Origin of the sequence: Streptomyces anulatus (genome assembly GCF_000721175.1) — a bacterium.
GTDB lineage: Bacteria > Actinomycetota > Actinomycetes > Streptomycetales > Streptomycetaceae > Streptomyces > Streptomyces anulatus_C.
In genome coordinates, this window is sequence record NZ_JOEZ01000163.1 from 1 (window position 1) to 203 (window position 203).

Below are 203 nucleotides of genomic sequence, written 5' to 3' on the forward strand. Positions count from 1 at the left end.
TCGAAACCGCTGTGACCGCCGCTGCCGGAGGTGCCTGCGCCGGGTCGGCCGCTCTCCTCTACTACGCGGAGAAGCTCCCCGGACTGGCCAAGGTCACCAGCAAACTCCACACCGACCGCGCCCAGGCACTGCTGCTCGCGACGGCGTCGGCGGCGATGGTCGCGACCCCGGCCGGGGCGTGGTGGAACGAGAACGTCAACGCC

The 203-nt window shown here is 71.4% G+C and carries 1 protein-coding gene; it reads left to right on the plus strand.

The genetic code is table 11. The features are described from left to right. Positions 1 to 11: 11 nt before the first annotated feature. The coding region (locus IG90_RS40535) for a hypothetical protein (protein ID WP_157846413.1) at positions 12 to 203 on the plus strand (192 nt) is incomplete at its 3' end.